This window comes from Streptomyces sp. DSM 40750 (assembly GCF_024612035.1).
In the GTDB taxonomy this organism is placed as follows: Bacteria; Actinomycetota; Actinomycetes; order Streptomycetales; family Streptomycetaceae; genus Streptomyces.
In genome coordinates this window covers 7,877,891-7,894,165 of record NZ_CP102513.1, presented here as the reverse complement: position 1 = coordinate 7,894,165, position 16,275 = coordinate 7,877,891, and the positions used below count along the sequence as shown (strand labels likewise).

At 70.5% G+C, this 16,275-nt stretch carries 13 protein-coding genes; 2 read left to right on the top strand and 11 right to left on the bottom strand.

The annotated features are described in order from the left end of the window. Nucleotides 1-34 precede the first annotated feature (34 nt). The 11 genes from gatB to mnmA form a co-directional block, all read right to left on the bottom strand. On the bottom strand, nucleotides 35-1,549 hold the full coding sequence (gene gatB, locus JIX55_RS35225; protein WP_257567272.1) for an Asp-tRNA(Asn)/Glu-tRNA(Gln) amidotransferase subunit GatB: 1,515 nt from the start codon (nucleotides 1,547-1,549) through the stop codon (nucleotides 35-37). Between the two features lie 15 nt (nucleotides 1,550-1,564). After that, nucleotides 1,565-1,807 carry a hypothetical protein gene (locus tag JIX55_RS35220; RefSeq protein WP_257567270.1) on the bottom strand — a complete coding sequence of 81 codons (243 nt, stop codon included), beginning with the start codon at nucleotides 1,805-1,807 and terminating at the stop codon, nucleotides 1,565-1,567. Further along, nucleotides 1,804-3,300: an Asp-tRNA(Asn)/Glu-tRNA(Gln) amidotransferase subunit GatA gene (gatA, locus tag JIX55_RS35215; RefSeq protein WP_257567268.1), complete on the bottom strand. Its 1,497-nt coding sequence runs from the start codon at nucleotides 3,298-3,300 to the stop codon at nucleotides 1,804-1,806. Before gatA ends, JIX55_RS35220 begins: the two co-directional genes overlap by 4 nt. 7 nt (nucleotides 3,301-3,307) lie before the next feature. Next, on the bottom strand, nucleotides 3,308-3,604 hold the full coding sequence (gene gatC / locus JIX55_RS35210; RefSeq protein ID WP_005480000.1) for an Asp-tRNA(Asn)/Glu-tRNA(Gln) amidotransferase subunit GatC: 297 nt from the start codon (nucleotides 3,602-3,604) through the stop codon (nucleotides 3,308-3,310). Nucleotides 3,605-3,961: 357 nt separating this feature from the next. After that, nucleotides 3,962-6,325, bottom strand: a complete 2,364-nt coding sequence (locus JIX55_RS35205; protein ID WP_257567267.1) for a putative bifunctional diguanylate cyclase/phosphodiesterase — start codon at nucleotides 6,323-6,325, stop codon at nucleotides 3,962-3,964. Between the two features lie 227 nt (nucleotides 6,326-6,552). After that, nucleotides 6,553-8,766, bottom strand: a complete 2,214-nt coding sequence (gene ligA, locus JIX55_RS35200) for an NAD-dependent DNA ligase LigA (RefSeq protein ID WP_257567266.1) — start codon at nucleotides 8,764-8,766, stop codon at nucleotides 6,553-6,555. Between the two features lie 15 nt (nucleotides 8,767-8,781). Beyond that, the gene (locus JIX55_RS35195; protein WP_257567265.1) at nucleotides 8,782-9,813 is read right to left on the bottom strand and encodes a methionine synthase; all 1,032 of its coding nucleotides are present in this window, start codon (nucleotides 9,811-9,813) and stop codon (nucleotides 8,782-8,784) included. A gap of 211 nt (nucleotides 9,814-10,024) precedes the next feature. Beyond that, nucleotides 10,025-10,714, bottom strand: a complete 690-nt coding sequence (locus JIX55_RS35190) for an SDR family oxidoreductase (protein ID WP_257567264.1) — start codon at nucleotides 10,712-10,714, stop codon at nucleotides 10,025-10,027. A gap of 75 nt (nucleotides 10,715-10,789) precedes the next feature. Continuing rightward, entirely contained in the window at nucleotides 10,790-11,329 is a 540-nt protein-coding gene (locus tag JIX55_RS35185; protein ID WP_257567263.1) for a TIGR00730 family Rossman fold protein, read from the bottom strand. A 9-nt stretch (nucleotides 11,330-11,338) separates the two neighbouring features. Then, nucleotides 11,339-12,112, bottom strand: a complete 774-nt coding sequence (locus tag JIX55_RS35180) for a class I SAM-dependent methyltransferase (protein ID WP_306820131.1) — start codon at nucleotides 12,110-12,112, stop codon at nucleotides 11,339-11,341. Nucleotides 12,113-12,370: 258 nt separating this feature from the next. Further along, on the bottom strand, nucleotides 12,371-13,501 hold the full coding sequence (gene mnmA / locus JIX55_RS35175; protein WP_257567260.1) for a tRNA 2-thiouridine(34) synthase MnmA: 1,131 nt from the start codon (nucleotides 13,499-13,501) through the stop codon (nucleotides 12,371-12,373). Between the two features lie 60 nt (nucleotides 13,502-13,561). Here mnmA and JIX55_RS35170 point away from each other — a divergent pair, with 60 nt between their 5' ends. Both JIX55_RS35170 and JIX55_RS35165 read left to right on the top strand, forming a co-directional pair. Continuing rightward, the gene (locus JIX55_RS35170; RefSeq protein WP_257567259.1) at nucleotides 13,562-14,281 is read left to right on the top strand and encodes an N-acetylmuramoyl-L-alanine amidase; all 720 of its coding nucleotides are present in this window, start codon (nucleotides 13,562-13,564) and stop codon (nucleotides 14,279-14,281) included. Between the two features lie 346 nt (nucleotides 14,282-14,627). After that, on the top strand, nucleotides 14,628-16,199 hold the full coding sequence (locus tag JIX55_RS35165) for a multicopper oxidase family protein (protein WP_257567258.1): 1,572 nt from the start codon (nucleotides 14,628-14,630) through the stop codon (nucleotides 16,197-16,199). Nucleotides 16,200-16,275: the final 76 nt, after the last annotated feature.

Sequence of the window (16,275 nt, the reverse complement as noted above, 5' to 3'; positions counted from 1 at the left end):
GCCCTCAGGGATACGCGGTGGATCGGCCGGTCGTTCAGCCTTCGCCGACGCCCAGCTGCTGCAGGATCAGTTCCTTGACGCGGGCCGCGTCCGCCTGGCCGCGCGTGGCCTTCATGACCGCGCCGACCAGGGCACCGGCCGCGGCCACCTTGCCGCCGCGGATCTTGTCCGCGATGGCCGGGTTGCCGGCGATGGCCTCCTCGACGGCCGTCGTCAGGGCGCCCTCGTCGGAGACGACCTTCAGACCACGCTTGTCGACGACCTCGTCCGGGGTGCCTTCGCCCGCGAGGACGCCTTCGATGACCTGACGGGCCAGCTTGTCGTTCAGGTCACCGGACGCGACCAGCGCGGTGACCCGGGCGACCTGCTCCGGCGTGATCGCCAGCTCGTCCAGCGACGTGCCGGACTCGTTGGCGCTGCGGGCCAGCTCGCCCATCCACCACTTGCGGGCGGAGGCGGCGTCCGCACCGGCCTCGATGGTGGCGACGATCGACTCCAGCGCACCGGCGTTGAGGATCGCCTGCATGTCGGTGCCGCTGATGCCCCACTCCTCGCGGAGCCGGTTACGGCGGACCAGCGGCAGCTCGGGCAGCCCGGCGCGGATCTCCTCGACCCACTCGCGCGAGGGGGCCACCGGCACCAGGTCCGGCTCGGGGAAGTACCGGTAGTCCTCGGCCTCCTCCTTCACGCGGCCCGAGGTCGTGGACCCCGTGTCCTCGTGGAAGTGCCGGGTCTCCTGGATGATCGTCCCGCCACCGCCGAGGACGGCGGCGTGCCGCTGGATCTCGAAGCGGGCCGCGCGCTCCACGGACCGCAGTGAGTTCACGTTCTTCGTCTCGGAACGCGTACCGAACTTCTCGCGGCCGTGCGGGCGCAGCGACAGGTTCACGTCGCAGCGCATCTGGCCCATCTCCATGCGGGCTTCCGAGACGCCGAGCGCCTTGATGAGCTCGCGCAGCTCACGGACGTACGCCTTGGCGACCTCGGGAGCGCGCTCGCCCGCGCCCTCGATCGGCTTGGTGACGATCTCGATGAGCGGGATGCCCGCGCGGTTGTAGTCGAGCAGGGAGTGCGAGGCGCCGTGGATACGGCCCGTCGCGCCACCGACGTGCGTCGACTTGCCGGTGTCCTCCTCCATGTGGGCGCGCTCGATCTCCACGCGGAAGGTCTCGCCGTCCTCCAGCTGTACGTCGAGGTAGCCGTTGAAGGCGATCGGCTCGTCGTACTGGGAGGTCTGGAAGTTCTTCGGCATGTCCGGATAGAAGTAGTTCTTCCGGGCGAAGCGGCACCACTCGGCGATCTCGCAGTTCAGCGCGAGACCGATCTTGATCGCGGACTCGACGCCGATCGCGTTGACGACCGGGAGCGCGCCGGGCAGGCCGAGGCAGGTGGGGCAGGTCTGCGTGTTGGCGTCCTGACCCAGCTCGGTCGAACAGCCGCAGAACATCTTGGTCTTGGTGCCGAGTTCGACATGGACCTCAAGGCCCATGACGGGGTCGTACGACGCCAGCGCGTCCTCGTACGACACCAGGTCGATCGTGGTGGTCACGGTGAAACTTCCCTCTCAGCCCAGCAGGACGTCGTCGTCGCCCAGCCGCTTCAGTTCGCGGTACAGGATGGCGAGGCCGGTGACGATGCCGACGGCGGCCACCGTCGCGTCGATCAGCCGCAGAGTGTCCTGGTCCGAGCGGGCCTTCTTGATCCGCTTGGCGACACCCCACGCGCCGAAGGCGGTGGTGGCGATGGACACGTACGTACCGGACTTGGACTTCTGGAAGTCCTTGGCCTTGGACAGTGCGTTGCTCACAGCGACGGAGCCTCCTCGAGGAGCGGGTGCCCCCACTTTTCCACGAAGGCGGCCTCGACGGCGGCGCCGACCTTGTAAAGGCGCTCGTCCTTCAGTGCCGGGGCGATGATCTGGAGCCCGACCGGCAGCCCGTCCTCCGGCGCGAGGCCGCAGGGCAGGGACATCGCGGCGTTGCCCGCGAGGTTGGTCGGGATGGTGCACAGGTCCGCCAGGTACATCGCCATCGGGTCGTCGGCGCGCTCGCCGATCGGGAAGGCGGTGGTCGGCGTGGTCGGCGAGACGATGACGTCGACCGTCTCGAACGACTTCTCGAAGTCGCGCGTGATGAGCGTACGGACCTTCTGGGCGCTGCCGTAGTACGCGTCGTAGTAGCCGGAGCTGAGCGCGTACGTGCCGAGCATGATGCGGCGCTTCACCTCGGGGCCGAAGCCCGCCTCACGGGTGAGGGAGGTGACGTCCTCGGCGGAACGGGTGCCGTCGTCGCCGGTACGCAGGCCGTAGCGCAGTCCGTCGAAGCGGGCGAGGTTCGACGAACACTCGCTCGGCGCGATCAGGTAGTACGCGGCCAGCGCCAGGTCGAACGACGGGCAGTCCAGCTCGACGATCTCGGCGCCCAGCTCCTTCAGCAGCGCGACCGACTCGTCGAACCGCTGGAGCACACCGGCCTGGTAGCCCTCGCCGCGGAACTGCTTGACGACACCGACGCGCATCCCGGCGACACTGCCGTTGCGGGCGGCCTCGACGACCGGCGGGACCGGGGCGTCGATGGAGGTGGAGTCGAGCGGGTCGTGCCCGGCGATGACCTCGTGGAGGAGCGCCGCGTCCAGGACCGTACGGGCGCAGGGCCCGCCCTGGTCGAGGCTGCTGCTGAACGCCACCATGCCGTAGCGGGAGACCGCGCCGTACGTCGGCTTCACACCGACCGTGCCGGTGACGGCGGCCGGCTGGCGGATGGAACCGCCGGTGTCGGTGCCGATGGCGAGGGGCGCCTGATAGGAGGCGAGGGAGGCGGAGGAACCGCCGCCGGAACCACCCGGGATACGGGTGAGGTCCCACGGGTTGCCGGTCGGCCCGTACGCGCTGTTCTCGGTGGAGGACCCCATGGCGAACTCGTCCATGTTGGTCTTGCCGAGGATGACGACGTCGGCGTCCTTCAACCGCTTGGTGAGGGTGGCGTCGTAGGGCGGGATCCACCCTTCGAGGATCTTCGACCCGACGGTGGTCGGAACCCCGACGGTGGTGAAGATGTCCTTGAGCGCGAGCGGGACACCGGCGAGCGGACCGAGCTTCTCGCCCCTCTCCCGCTTCTCGTCGACGGCACGGGCCTGGGCGAGGGCGCCCTCGCGGTCGACGTGCAGGAAGGCGTGCACCTTCTCGTCGACGGCCTCGATCCGGGCCAGGTGGGCCTCGGTGACCTGTACGGCGGTGAGTTCGCCTGCGGCGATCTTCGCGGCGATCTCCGCCGCGGTGAGCTTGATGATGCTGTCGGTCATGACGTGATCAGTCCTCCCCCAGGATCTGCGGCACCTTGAAACGCTGCTGCTCCTGGGCCGGGGCGGCGGAAAGCGCCTGCTCGGGGGTGAGCGACGGACGGACCTCGTCCGCGCGCATGACGTTCGTCAGCGGCAGCGGGTGCGAGGTCGGCGGTACATCTTGGTCGGCGACCTCACTGACGCGGGCGACCGCGCCAATGATGTCGTCCAGCTGGCCTGCGAAGTGTTCGAGCTCTTCGGGCTTCAGCTCCAGACGCGCCAGCCGGGCGAGGTGGGCGACCTCCTCGCGCGTAATGCCAGGCATGCAGCGATCCTCTGGGGTGAGTGTGTGTGTTTTGGCGCCAATCCTATGGGGCGCGGCTATGTGCCCGCGCCAGGGTTGCGCCCCGCCGTCCCTTCAGGAGGGGCTGCCGCCCCTTCGACCCCGCACGCCTAAGAGGTCGGGGGGAGGCGGTTCGTTGGCGGGTGCGGGTGAGTGGGGGCTGGTCGCGCAGTTCCCCGCGCCCCTGAAAAGCAGGGGCTGCACCCCGTGCCTTTCGCTTTTAGGGGCGCGGGGAACTGCGCGAGCAACCACACCCCACCCGCACCCGCCCATGAACCGCCACCCCCGAGCTCTCCTGCGCCGGGCCCAGCGGCGCCGCCCACCCGCGGGGCGAGGAAACTACTCGTCCGCCGTCGCCGCGGGCAGCGCCGCCGCAGGCCGCTGCCAACCCCGAGACCCCCGAGCCCGCAACCAAGCGGTCGTCTCCTCCGGCGGCATCGCCGCAGCCACCAGCCACCCCTGCACCGCGTCACACCCCAGATCCCGCAACCGCTCCCACGTCTCGTCGTCCTCCACACCCTCCGCGACGACGAGCAGCCCGAGTGAATGCGCGAGATCGACCGTGCAGCGCACGATCTCCGCGTCCTCGTTGTCCACCGCCAGCCGAGCCACGAACGACCGGTCGATCTTCAGCTCGCTCACCGGCAGGCGCCGCAGATGCACCAGCGACGAATACCCCGTCCCGAAGTCGTCGAGCGACATCTTCACCCCGTGCCCGGTCAGCCCGGCGAGGGTGTCCGCGGCCCGCTGGGGGTCTTCGAGCAGCACATGCTCCGTTATCTCCAGCTGCAACGCCCCGGCGGGAACCCCATGGCGGGCGAGCCGCGCGGCCACCGCCCCCGCGAAGCCGGGGGTATGCACATCGCGCGGGGACACGTTCACGGCGACCGGCACATGCAGCCCCTGCGCCCGCCACCGCGCCACCTGCCCGAGCGCCGTCTCCAGGACGTACTCCGTCAGATGCGGCATCAGCCCGGACGACTCGGCGATCGCTATGAACTCGTCCGGCGGCACCTTCCCCCGCTCGGGATGCACCCACCGCACCAGCGCCTCGAGCCCGGCGACCTGCCCGTCGAAGCGGACCTTCGGCTGGTAGTGCAGCTCGACCTCCTGCGCGTCGAGCGCGCGCCGCAGGTCGCCCAGCAGACCGAGCCGGTCCGGTGTGTTCGAGTCCCGCTTGGACTCGTAGACCTCGACGCCCGTCCGGTCCCGCTTGGCCTGGTACATCGCCACGTCCGCGCGCCGCAGCAGCCCCTCCGCGTCGAGCGCGTGGTCGGGGAAGACGGCGAGCCCGGCGCTGGCCTCCAGGACGAGAGTGAGCCCGTCGAGGTCGAGCGGTGAGCCGAGCGCGGCGACGAGGTTGCGGGCGACGCGCGACGCGGACGTCGTGGAGTCGGCGACGGGCAGCAGTACGGCGAACTCGTCGCCGCCGAGCCGCGCGGCCTCCGCTCCGCGCGGCAGGGCGACCCGTAGCCGGTCCGCTATCTGCAACAGCAGTCGGTCGCCCGCGAGATGCCCGAGCGTGTCATTGACGGACCTGAAGCGGTCGAGGTCGATCAGCATCAGTGCCGACCTCGCCCCGATGCGTTCGGCGTCGTCCAGTGCGGTCCAGGTCCGTTCCAGCAGCCACTGACGGTTCGGCAGTCCGGTGAGCGGGTCGCGCAGTTGCTCCTCGGCCCGGGCGCGGGCTATCCACAGGGTGGAGTCGAGCGCGATGAGGGGGATCGCGAAGAGCGGCAGCAGCAGAGGCTGTGCGGTGGCGACGACGCAGACGAGCGGCGCGATGCCGAGCAGCGCGACGGCGACGAGCCCCTGTCTGACCAGGGCCGTACGCGCGACGGTGGGGACACCGCCGCGCGGCGCGGCCAGATACCAGAGCAGGGCGCGGCTGACCGCGAGATAGGCGATGGCGACCAGCGCCACCTGGGGCGCCGAATAGAAGTTCCAGTACTCCGGGTCCCAGGGCCGCTCCACCGAGGGGACCCGGCCGAAGACCCGCAGGACGAGCGCGCCGGCACCGATGCCGAGGATGTCGACCGCGCCGTGCAGCAGGCCCTGCCGCCAGCGGCCCCGGCGGGCGACGCCGACGAGGACGACGACGGTGAGGCTGACCATCCCGGCGGCCACCCAGCCGTACAGCAGGAGGACGGCGAGGGTGAGGGCGGCGCCGGAACCGGTGCCGCCCCACCAGCGGGCGCGGCCCATGGCGACGAGATGGCCGACGATGATGCCGGTCAGCAGGGCGAGGGACCAGCCGACGGCGCCGGACGGGAAGAGCGCGTGCTGCCCGGCGAACGCCCGGTAGAAGCCGGCGCCCAGGATGGCGCCCGCGAGGCCCACGATCACGGCGGGCAGAGCGGGCCAGGACATGTGCCGCTCGGGGTCGTGCTCCGGCAGTTCGTGTCCGCGGCCCTCACTGAGCGCGCCCGTGACGGAAGGGGCGCTGCCCGTGCCGACCGCGGTGCCGGCGGTGAGCTGTGCCGGGCCGGGCACGAGGGAGCCGCGTGCGCTCGCGCCCGCACGGCCCGGCGATCGGCCTGTCCCGATCCTGGAGTCCGCCGCCGTCTCCTGCCCGGGACCCGGCTCTCGGCTTCCCTCGAACGGGCGTCCCCCCATGAGCAGGGAGCGACCCCATCGCCAGGCCCCGGCCACCCGGCGCAGGCGCAGCCGTGAGTCCGGGGCGACGCTCTCGGTCGGTTCCATTCCCGTCCCTCTCACAGCCGGCGGTGCCCGCGCCACGCGGCCCGTTGCTCCCGACAACCCTCAACGGCACCGCGTCCCAAAACCCACCACGCGTCCGGGCACGGCAGGCGCACACCTCAACAGTAGGCCGCACAAGGCTTCCACGGGCAGCGGTCGACGCCGGTTGCCCGAATGCGACCGGCCACCCGTATGCATCTGGTATGCGCCGAACGGGTGGCCTTCAACCCCTACTCCTCGGTCGGAAGCGCGACTTCCGCAGCCGCGTCCGGTCCCTGTTCGAGCAGAACCGCGAAACCGTCCTCGTTCAGGACCGGCACCTTGAGCTGCATCGCCTTGTCGAATTTGGAGCCCGGATTCTCACCGACCACGACGAATGAGGTCTTCTTCGACACCGACCCGGTCACCTTGGCTCCCCGGCTCTGCAGCGCCTCCTTGGCCCCGTCGCGCGTGTGGTGTTCGAGCGTGCCGGTCACGACGACCGTCAACCCTTCGAGGGGCCTGGGCCCCTCGTCCTCACCGGCGCCTTCTTCCTCCATGCGGACTCCGGCGGCCTTCCACTTGCGAATGATCTCGCGGTGCCATTCCTCCGCGAACCACTGCTTGACCGCTGCGGCGACGATCGGGCCGACGCCGTCGGTGTCCTTGAGCTCCTCCTCGGTGGCCTGCTCGATGCGGTCGATGGAACGGAACGCGCGCGCGAGCGCCTCCGCCGCGACCGGTCCGACATGACGGATCGACAGACCGGTCAGGATTCTGGCGAGCGGCCGGTCCTTGGCCGCCTGGATGTTCTCCAGCATCGCGACCGCGTTCTTCCTGGGCGCGCCCTCCTGGTTGGCGAAGACCGTGGCGATCTTCTCCTCGCCGGTCTTCGGCTCGCGCTTGGGCAGGCCGCTGTCCTGGTCGAGGACGTACGCCTTGATGGGCAGCAGGTGATCGATGGTCAGGTCGAAGAGGTCGCCCTCGTCGAGGAGCGGTGGCTCGGACGGCTCCAGGGGCTTGGTGAGGGCGGCGGCGGCGACGTATCCGAAGTTCTCGATGTCGAGGCACTTGCGCCCGGCGAGGTAGAAGAGCCGCTCGCGCAACTGGGCTGGGCAGGTACGGGAGTTGGGGCAGCGCAGGTCGACGTCACCCTCCTTGGCGGGAGCGAGCGGCGTACCGCACTCCGGGCACTCGGCGGGCATCACGAACTCGCGCTCGGTGCCGTCGCGCAGGTCGACGACCGGGCCGAGGATCTCCGGGATGACGTCACCGGCCTTGCGCAGCACGACCGTGTCGCCGATGAGGACGCCCTTGGCCTTGACCACGTCCTGGTTGTGCAGGGTGGCGAACTCGACCTCCGAGCCCGCGACCGTGACCGGCTCGACCTGGGCGTACGGCGTCACCCTGCCCGTACGACCCACACCCACACGGATGTTGACGAGCTTGGTGTTGACCTCCTCCGGCGCGTACTTGTACGCGATGGCCCAGCGCGGGGCGCGGGAGGTGGAGCCGAGGCGGCCCTGGAGGGGGATCTCGTCGAGCTTGACGACCGCGCCGTCGATCTCGTGCTCCACGGAGTGGCGGTTCTCGCCGTAGTAGGCGATGAACTCCCGTACGCCGTCGAGATCGTCGACCACTCTGTTGTGCTTGGCGGTGGGCAGGCCCCAGGACTTGAGGAGGTCGTAGGCCTGGGAGAGGCGGGTGAGGCCGTCGAAGCCCGACAGGGCGCCGATGCCGTGCACCACCATGTGGAGGGGGCGGGTGGCGGTGACGCGCGGGTCCTTCTGGCGCAGTGAACCGGCCGCCGCGTTGCGCGGGTTGGCGAAGGGCTTGTCGCCGGCGTCCAGCAGGCGGGCGTTGAGCTCCGCGAACTTCTCCATCGGGAAGTAGACCTCGCCGCGGATCTCCACGAGGTCCGGGATCTTGTCGCCCGTCAGATGGTTCGGGATCTCCGCGATGGTCCGGACGTTCGGCGTGATGTCCTCGCCGGTGCGGCCGTCGCCGCGGGTGGCCGCGCGGGTGAGGCGGCCGTGCTCGTACGTGAGGTTGACGGCGAGGCCGTCGACCTTGAGCTCGCACAGCAGGTGGTAGTCGGTGGTGCCGACATCCTTGGCGACGCGCTCGGCCCAGGCGGCCAACTCCTCGTCGGTGAAGGCGTTGTCGAGCGACAGCATGCGCTCGCGGTGCTGGACGGCCGTGAACTCCGTCTCGTACGCGCCCGCGACCTTCTGGGTCGGCGAGTCCGGCGTACGCAGCTCGGGGTGCTCCTCCTCCATGCCTTCGAGGGTGCGCAGGAGGCGGTCGAACTCCGCGTCGTCGATGACGGGAGCGTCCTTCACGTAGTACCGGAAGCGGTGCTCCTCGATCTGCTCGGCGAGCCGCGCGTGCTTCTCGCGTGCCTCGGCTGGCACCGCTGCCTCGCCGGGTACCGATGTGGGCTGTGCGTCCTTGTCGCCGGCCACCGTGTTGTCCTCCCGTTACTCTGGGTTGTCCGCGAGAGACCTCGCCGCCTTGACGCAGTGGGCGAGCGCCCGGCGCGCGTACACCGGGGAGACCCCCGCGAGCCCGCAGGTCGGAGTGACCGTGACCGCCTCCGCGAGAAGCCCCGGATGCAGCCCCAGCCTGCGCCACAGCGTCCTGACACCCATGACGCTACCGGCAGGGTCTGACAATGGGCCCTCGGCGGTCGGCACGACACCGGCCAGCAGCTTCGTGCCCCCTTCGACCGCTTCCCCGATCGCATCGTCGTCACGCTCGGTGAGCAGCGAGAAGTCGAAGGAGATACCGGCGGCACCGGCGCGGCGGAGGAGCGCGAAGGGGACGTCGGGGGCGCAGGAGTGCACGACGACCGCCCCCTCCGGAGTGGCTCCCTCCGGGGTGTGGACGCCGATGACGTCCCGGAGCGTGGCCTCGACGAGTTGGCGGTCGACGGCGCGGTGGGTCCGGTAGCCGCTCGCGCTCTTCACCTGTCCGCGCAGGACGGCGATGAGGGACGGCTCGTCGAGCTGGAGCACGATCCGGGCGCCGGGTACGCGCCGCCGCACCTCGGCGAGGTGCTGGCGCAGGCCCTCGGCGAGCGAGCCGGCGAGGTCCCGGCAGGCGCCGGGGTCGGAGAGGGCGGCCTCGCCGTTCCTCAGCTCCAGCGCGGTGGCGAGGGTCCACGGCCCGACGGCCTGTACCTTCAGCGGGCCCTCGTACCCCTGCGTGAACTCCTCCAGCGCGTCCAGGTCCTGGCCCAGCCACGACCGGGCCCGCTTGGTGTCCCGCCCCGGCCGGTCCCCGATCCGCCACCCGCTGGGCTCCACGCGCGCGTACAGCTCGACCAGCATCCCGGCGGTCCTGCCGATCATGTCGGCGCCGGGACCCCTGGCGGGCAGTTCGGGCAGATACGGCATCCCCGTCTCCGGCCACTCGAACGTCCCGCTGACGGTCTTGGCGGCCTCTCGGGCATCACCGCCGGGCAGGGAACCGATGCCGGTGGCGGGGCCGAAACTGAAGTGTTCGTTCACATGCCGAAGCCTACGTTTGTCTTTGGGGGCCGAGTGTCGGGTGCGGGTGGGTGGGGGCTGGTCGCGCCCACGCGGCGGAGCCGCATATCGGCACAGCCCCGCGCCCCTAAAAGCGAAAAGCATGGGGCGCGGCCCCTGCTTTTCAGGGGCGCGGGGAACTGCGCGAGCAACCACACACCACCCGCACCCCTACACCCCGACCTTTCGCGCGTCAGTACCCCGGCCGGACCGTCAGATCGTTCACTTCCGCGTCCCTCGGCAGATCCAGCGCCATGAGGATCGTCGTCGCCACGGACTCCGGTGCGATCCACCGAGACGGGTCGTACTCCTTGCCCTCCTGCTGGTGGACCTTGGCCTGCATGGGGCTGGCGGTGCGGCCGGGATAGACCGTGGTGACGCGGACGCCGTTCCCGTGCTCCTCCCACCGCAGGGAGTCGGCCAACGCCTTGAGGCCGTGCTTGGAGGCGGCGTAGGCGGACCAGTCGGCATGGGCATTGAGGCCGGCGCCCGAGTTGACGAACACGACATGGCCGCGGGCGGCGCGGAGTTGGGGCAGGAAGTGCCGGGTCAGCTCGGCGGGTGCGACGAGGTTGACGTTGAGCTGGTGGCGCCAGGACTTGGGCGTCAGCTCGCCGACCGGGCCGAGGTCGACCACCCCCGCGATGTGCAGCAAGGAGTCCACATGGTCGGGCAGGGTCTGGTGGGAGAAGGCCCAGGAGAGCTTGTCCGGGTCCGACAGGTCGCCGACCAGCGTCTTCGCCCCGGGGAACGCCGCCGCCAGTTCCTTCGCCCGGCCCGCGTCGCGCGCGTGCAGCACGAGGTCGTCCCCGCGCTCGTGCAGCCGTCGGGCGACGGCCGCGCCGATGCCGGAACCCGCTCCGGTGATCACATGAGTAGCCATGCCGTCATGCTCGCATCACCCGGGACTTGCCGATGGCCACCGGGGTCCACACAGTCAGCCAGGCATCGCCCGGCCTCACGCGACGCCGCGGCTCTCCTCCAGGTACGCCATCGCCCCCACCGGCTCCTCCGCGAAGAAGACCAGGTCGGTGAGGGGGCGGGGCAGGAAACCCTCGTCCTCCATCCGCCGGAACTGCTCCTTCAGGCCGTCGTAGAAGCCCGCGGTGTTGAGGAGCACGACCGGCTTGTCGGTGTGGCCGTGCTTCTTCAGTTCCAGGATCTCGGTCGCCTCGTCGAGCGTGCCGGTCCCGCCGACCATGATGACGACCGCGTCGGCCTTCTCCAGGAGCAGCCTCTTGCGCTCCGCGAGGTCCCGCGCGATCACCATCTCGTCGGTGCCGGGCCGCGCCTTGGCCGCCAGGAACTCGACCGAGACGCCCAGCAGCCGGCCGCCCGCCTCCTGCACGCCGTCGGCGACCACCTTCATCAGCCCGACGTCCGAACCGCCCCACACCAGCGTGTGCCCGCCCTTGCCGATCAGCTTGGCGAAGTCCCGCGCGGGGCGCGTGTAACGGTCGGCGAGATCGGCGGCGGAGAGGAAGACGCAGATGTTCATGGGTCCACGTTAGGGGGCGGCACCGACATCGGGGCCCCCTTGCCCACCGGACTCCTTGCCCACGGTCGCCCGGATCTTCGACTGGCGGTGCGGCAGGTCCTCCCAGTCGTCCATGAGACGGGCGGACAGGCCGTGTTCTTCGGCGAGTTCGATGAGGGTCTCGGTCCGGTAGTAGAAGTCCTCGTGGAGCACCTGGTGTTCCGGGCCCTCGGTGCGGCCGAAGGTGAAGTCGAAGAAGCCACCGGGGGCGAGGACGCGGCCGACGTGTGCGAGGCACTGTTCGATGACGTGCGGCGGGGAGTGGGAGAACACGCTGTGCGCGTGGACGACGTCGAAGTGGCCGGCGGGCAGGAAGGAGAACGTGAGGTCGGCGACGAGCGCCAGGTGAGGGAGTTTGGACTGCAGACCCTCTCGGGCGAGGGTGCGCTGGGCCTCCATGAGGATGGCCGGGGAGATGTCGATCCCGTAGTAGTTCCCGACGTCCAGGTGGTCGATGAACAGGCGCCCGGCGCGCAGGTTCCCGCAGCCGATCTCCAGCATCCGGTGCCGGGGCTCCAGACCGTGCCGTACGAGGTAGTCGAACTGCATCCGGCCGACGCGTTCCCACTTCTCGACGGAAGGATTGTGCCCGACGGCGGCCTCGGGGCTGCGTGCCGTGTCGGCGGCCATGACGGCCCTGTAGTACGCGATGTGGTCGCGGTGCTTCAGCTGCAGCCAGGTGTCCCGCGCCACCCGCCGGGCGTGGGCGGGCACGCGCCCGGGATGGCGCAGGGCGTAGCGCATCCGGTGGGTGAGACTCCGGCGGTTCCTGGACGGGTCCCTGGACGGGTTTCCTGCCTGTCCGGCCGGATCTGTGGCTGTCATGGCGACCTCCTACATCCCCCTGCGGCCGGCTACGGCCTCCTGGAAGAGCTTGAGAGCTCACCAGCAGCGTGCGCCGTGCACGGGCGGACGGCTACCCGGGGAGGGTCGATCGTGACCGGAGGGCGGCGCGGCAGGCCCCTCGGCCGTCGGCGCACGCCACGACGGCGAGCACGGGTCCTACGCGACGCCGGCCCGCGCGCGCGTGGTCGACGCGATCGTCGCCGACCCCACGACGCGTGTGTCGTCGTACAGGACGATCGCCTGGCCGGGGGCGACGCCGCGGACCGGCTCGGTGAAGTGGACCTGGAGTTCGCCGTCGACCAGCTCCGCACGGACCTCCGTCTCGCCGCCGTGGGCGCGGAGCTGGGCGGTGTAGGTGCCGGGGCCGGTGGGGGCCGCGCCGCACCAGCGGGGCTTGATCGCGGTGAGCGCGTCGACGTCGAGGGCGGCGGCCGGGCCGACCGTGACCGTGTTGTTCACCGGGGAGATGTCGAGGACGTAGCGCGGCTTGCCGTCGGGGGCGGGGGTGCCGATGCGGAGGCCCTTGCGCTGGCCGATGGTGTAGCCGTAGGCGCCCTCGTGGGTGCCCAGGACGGTGCCGGACTCGTCGACGATGTCGCCCTCCGCCTTGCCGAGGCGGCCGGCCAGGAAACCCTGGGTGTCGCCGTCGGCGATGAAGCAGATGTCGTGGGAGTCGGGCTTCTTGGCGACCGCGAGGCCCCGGCGCTCGGCCTCGGCGCGGATCTCGTCCTTGGTGGTGACGGTGTCGCCGAGGGGGAACATGGCGTGGGCGAGCTGCTTGTCGTCGAGGACGCCGAGGACGTACGACTGGTCCTTGGCCATGTCGGAGGCGCGGTGCAGCTCGCGCGTGCCGTCGTCCTTGACGATCACCTGGGCGTAGTGGCCCGTGCAGACGGCGTCGAATCCCAGGGCGAGGGCCTTGTCGAGGAGGGCCGCGAACTTGATCTTCTCGTTGCAGCGCAGGCAGGGGTTCGGGGTGCGTCCGGCCTCGTACTCGGCGATGAAGTCCTCGACGACGTCCTCGCGGAAGCGCTCGGCGAGGTCCCACACATAGAAGGGGATGCCGATGACGTCGGCGGCACGGCGGGCGTCCCGTGAGTCCTCGATCGTGCAGCAGCCGCGCGCGCCGGTCCGGAACGACTGCGGGTTCGCGGACAGCGCCAGGTGGACGCCCGTCACGTCGTGCCCGGCTTCCGCCGCGCGGGCGGCGGCCACGGCGGAGTCGACCCCACCGGACATGGCGGCGAGGACACGGAGGGGGCGGGGGCGCTGCGAGATCTCAGTCATAACCCTTCCAGGGTACGGGGCGCCGGGAACCGGAGCCCGCGAGTATCCGTTGACGCTCTCGTGGGAACAAGACGGGCTTCGAAGAACAGTTCCGGGGACGTCGGCGGGAGTCCGTCCGGCGGCAAGGACTCGGGTCGGCGCATCGGCCGCCGGGCCCTGCTCATCGGCACGGCCGTGGCCGCCGCCGGCACCGCCCTGGTGGCCCGGGACGAGCTGACGCGCGCGTGGTGGCGCGTGCCCGGCGTCGAGAAGCCGCGCAAGGAGGGCGAGGTCGACTACGCCGGCGCGAAGTGGGTCGCGGCGTCGGACGCGAACTGGCGGCTGGCGGACCGGCCGGACGACTTCGGCATAGAGATGGTGATCATCCATGTCACCCAGGGCAGCTTCGACAGCGCCGTGAAGGTCTTCCGGGACCCGGCGCACGGCGCGGCCGCGCACTACATCGTCCGCAAGGACGGCCACGTCACGCAGATGATCCGCGAGCTGGACGTGGCGTACCACGCGGGCAACCGCGACTACAACGAGCGCAGTGTCGGCATCGAGCACGAGGGCTTCGTCGAGCGCCCCGAGGACTTCACCGACGAGATGTACGAGGCCTCCGCCCGCCTCACGGCCCGCGTCTGCGCCCGCTACGACATCCCCCTCGACCGCGAGCACATCCTCGGCCATGTCGAGGTCCCGGGCACGGACCACACGGACCCCGGTGAGGGCTGGGACTGGGACCGCTACATGAAGCTGGTGCGCGCGGCCGCCACCGCGCAGACCTCGACGACCGCCTGACGTTCGGCCGACGGCACGTCGACACCCTCCGAGGACGACGGGCTCGCCGGTGCGCCGGCGCACGGCGGACAGCCAGGTCACAGCGCAGCGAAGGGGCCGGGACAGGGGCGGCACAGACCCGGGATGATGTGACGCGCATCACGAGCACGAGATCCGGCAAGCACTTCCCGCGCGGTGTGCGCCCGATACGTCCCGCGCCCCGGACTCGACCTGCGGCAGTCTCAACTCCCGCTGTTCTCAGGCGGGTTGAGAGTCGACGGCACGCACGGCAAGTTCACAGCCCACTCGGTCTCCTCCCACATTCACCCCAGGTCCCACACAGCCCTCACGCCAAGCATCCCGACCCATGACGAACAACACGGAGCACACCACCGGCACGGGCGGGCATCCCAAGGGCGAGCACCGCAAGGTCGGCAACGCAGCCGGAGCCGGACATTCCAAGGGCGCCCGCAAGGGCAAGGGACTGCACCGGCGCACGTTCCTCGGCGGTATGGCGGGAGCGGGACTGGCGGCGGTCGCGGTGGCCGGTACGGCCTTCTCGCTGCTGACCGACGCGAAGGGCAACAAGGCGGGCGCCGCGACCAACACCGCCACCCTCAACATCCCGGACCTCCTGGAGGGCACCACCTCCGACGGCACCACCACGTTCACCCTGACCGCCCAGACCGGCACCCACGAGGTGCTCAGCGGCATCACCAGTGACACCGCGGGCTACAACGGGTCGTACCTCGGCCCCACCATGAAGTGGACCACCGGCTCCATGGTCCTGCTGAACATCACCAACGACCTCGACGCCGACACCAGCGTCCACTTCCACGGCGCGCACATCCCGGCCGACATGGACGGCGGCCCGCAGAACGCCTTCGCCGCCGGGAAGACCTGGACCCCCACCTTCGAGGTCCTCGACGAGGCCAAGACGCTCTGGTACCACCCGCACGCGCTGGGCACCACGGCCGAGCAGGTCGTGCACGGGCTGGCCGGCCTGATCATCGTGGAGGACGAGTCGGCCGCGTCCGCCGCGCTGCCCAGCGAGTACGGCGTCGACGACATCCCGATCGTGCTGCAGTGCCTGGCCACCGACACCGCGGGCGACATCAAGTACAACCTGACCGGCTATCTGCAGAACACGCTCAGCTACCCGGTGCTCTGCAACGGCACCAACGTCGACGACACCACGCTCACGTTCACCGCCACCAGGACCCGCACCCGGTTCCGGGTCCTCAACGCCTCGCCGTCCGACATCATCACCGTCCAGCGCGGGGACGGCGGCACGCTCACCCAGATCGCGACCGAGCAGGGCTATCTCACCGAGGCCGCCGAGGTGGCGTCGATCCGGCTGGTCGCGGGCGGGCGGGCCGAGTTCGTCATGGACCTCGGCGACGCGGTCACGCTCCAGGCCGTCATCACGACCGGCTGGGTCCGTGGCGGCAGCGGTACGTTCGACTTCCTCACCGTCACCCCGGACGCCTCGGACACCCCCGACGACCTGCCGTCCTCACTCAACACGATCGAGCGGTACGAGACTTCGAGCTTCACCGCGCGCGAGATCACCCTCGACCAGGACGGCCTGGAGATGGCGATCAACGGGGCGGTCGGCACGACCATGGACTCCATGGCGACGATCATGACGACGCTCGGTTCCAAGGAGATCTGGACGATCACCAACAACACGATGCTGGAGCACTCGTTCCATCTGCACGATGTGCCGTTCCAACTGATCGAGATCAACGGTGAGGCGCCGACCGGCGTCGATCTCGGCTGGTTCGACACCTACGAGGTCGTCGGTGGCGGTTCCATCAAGATCGCCATGGAGTTCACCGACTTCGCCGACGACACCTACATGTACATGCTCCATTGCCATCTCCTCCAACACGAGGACGAGGGAATGATGGCCGGCCTCATGGTCATGGAGAGCTAGCGGTCCGCGGGTTCAGCCAGTCCCGCCTCCCCGGGAGGCCCTCGACGGTCCCGGCAGGGGCGGGTATCGGCCATGC

Excerpts from the sequence above, each read along its gene's own strand:
- mnmA (WP_257567260.1), bottom strand. The coding sequence starts at position 13,501 with ATGACTGAGATCTCGCAGCGCCCCCGCCCCCTCCGTGTCCTCGCCGCC.
- JIX55_RS35190 (WP_257567264.1), bottom strand. The coding sequence starts at position 10,714 with ATGGCTACTCATGTGATCACCGGAGCGGGTTCCGGCATCGGCGCGGCC.
- gatC (WP_005480000.1), bottom strand. The coding sequence starts at position 3,604 with ATGCCTGGCATTACGCGCGAGGAGGTCGCCCACCTCGCCCGGCTGGCG.
- JIX55_RS35185 (WP_257567263.1), bottom strand. The coding sequence starts at position 11,329 with ATGAACATCTGCGTCTTCCTCTCCGCCGCCGATCTCGCCGACCGTTAC.
- JIX55_RS35165 (WP_257567258.1), top strand. The coding sequence starts at position 14,628 with ATGACGAACAACACGGAGCACACCACCGGCACGGGCGGGCATCCCAAG.
- gatA (WP_257567268.1), bottom strand. The coding sequence starts at position 3,300 with ATGACCGACAGCATCATCAAGCTCACCGCGGCGGAGATCGCCGCGAAG.
- JIX55_RS35205 (WP_257567267.1), bottom strand. The coding sequence starts at position 6,325 with ATGGAACCGACCGAGAGCGTCGCCCCGGACTCACGGCTGCGCCTGCGC.
- JIX55_RS35180 (WP_306820131.1), bottom strand. The coding sequence starts at position 12,112 with ATGCGCTACGCCCTGCGCCATCCCGGGCGCGTGCCCGCCCACGCCCGG.